Origin of the sequence: Dethiosulfovibrio peptidovorans (genome assembly GCA_002748665.1) — a bacterium.
Classification (GTDB): Bacteria; Synergistota; Synergistia; order Synergistales; family Dethiosulfovibrionaceae; genus Dethiosulfovibrio; species Dethiosulfovibrio peptidovorans_A.
The window spans coordinates 1-1,470 of the sequence record PDTB01000046.1; the positions used below are offsets into that span (position 1 = coordinate 1).

Here is a 1,470-nt window from a genome sequence, read left to right on the forward strand (position 1 = left end):
TTTGATTCCTCCCAATGCCACTCTCATTATCTTTGCCTGGATCAGCGGACAATCTGTTCTTGCATGTTTTCTGGCTACGGTAATCCCCGGAATCATTACGATTATCCTCCTGTGTGCAGTCAACCGATGGCTGCTGATCAATAGCGGGACCCTGCTGAAAAACGACAAAAGCAGCCGAACTGTTGCGGAGAAGGTTCGTCTTTTCAAGGAACGGGGCAAACAGGCCTTACCGGCTTTGTTTCTTCCGGTAATTGTCCTTGGCGGAATTTACGGTGGTATCATGACCACCACCGAAGCATCTGCCATGGCGGTTCTGTATGCCATTCCCATTGGGATGTTTGTGTACAAGGGCCTGACCATGAAAAATTCCTACCAGGTCATTGTGGAGTCTGCCATTACCACAGGGGTCATCATGGTAATGCTCTATTCTGTTTCCATGTTAAGCCGTCTGTATCTTCTGGAAGATCTCCCGGGGGTTCTGCTTTCCGTATTTTATAAGGTTTCGGACGATCCCATGATCATTATGTTCATGATTAATATTTTTCTGGTCATCATGGGCATGCTCATGGACGATATCAGCGTGGTGGTTCTGACCACCCCCATTCTCATGCCCATTATCATGAAGCTGGGATTTAATCCCATCCATTATGCGGCGATTGTGGGTGTGAATACGGGCTTGGGGTGTATTACTCCTCCTGCGGCTCCGGTATTGTACCTGTCCGGGAGGCTGGGGTCTGCTCCCATTGACGAAATGATGAAGCCCTGTCTGTGGTTCATTTTGTTGTGCTGGGTGCCCGTATTGTTTATAACGGTATTTTTCCCGAAAATATCCTTGTTGCTCCCCCATTTGATTTTGGGAACCGCCTGGTAGACCCCCTCGTCTGATCCGCCATCAGAATGCCACCTGCGGCGTTAGCTGCGGCAGCATCCCCCTACGACGTATACAAATACGACTCCGGGTGCTGCTGCCTTGCATCTGGCATCCTGCTGGTGGCCAGGAAATAGACTTATGTATTATAAAATAAGAATGTTGTAAAATTAGGGGGGTGTTGGCAAGGAATCATGTGGTCAAGTAAAAAGGGGAACCCCTGATCCACCATCAAAATGCCACCTGCGGCGTTGCATTCAGCCCCATCCCCTTGCGACGTATGCCTGATACGCCTCAGGCGCTGGGGCTTCTGCGCCTTGCATCTGGCATCCTGCTGGTGATCAGGAAATTGGCGGAATAAAATGCAAATCAACCAAAAAAAGCCCCCGGTTCTTGTGTAAAAAACCGGGGGCAAAGAGTGATCCTGTGAGCTGTTCAGATCAGATTAGTACCAGCCCCGCAGTTTCATAACCTCTGCAACCCGTTTTACGGAAATCATATATGCAGCTTCCCGGACGGTTGAATTGGTTTCCTGGGCAAGATCCCAAATATCATTGAAGGCGTTGATCATGGCAATTTCCTGCTTTGCATACACTTCTTCT

At 49.0% G+C, this 1,470-nt stretch carries 2 protein-coding genes; one reads left to right on the top strand and one right to left on the bottom strand.

All coding sequences use genetic code 11. The annotated features are described in order from the left end of the window. Nucleotide 1: 1 nt before the first annotated feature. The gene (locus CSA35_09860) at nucleotides 2-871 is read left to right on the top strand and encodes a hypothetical protein (GenBank protein PIE53714.1); all 870 of its coding nucleotides are present in this window, start codon (nucleotides 2-4) and stop codon (nucleotides 869-871) included. A gap of 442 nt (nucleotides 872-1,313) precedes the next feature. On the opposite strand, the gene CSA35_09865 is transcribed toward CSA35_09860, so the two are convergent. Further along, nucleotides 1,314-1,470 (bottom strand): glutamate dehydrogenase (locus CSA35_09865; GenBank protein ID PIE53715.1); only part of this gene is annotated, 157 nt, incomplete at its 5' end.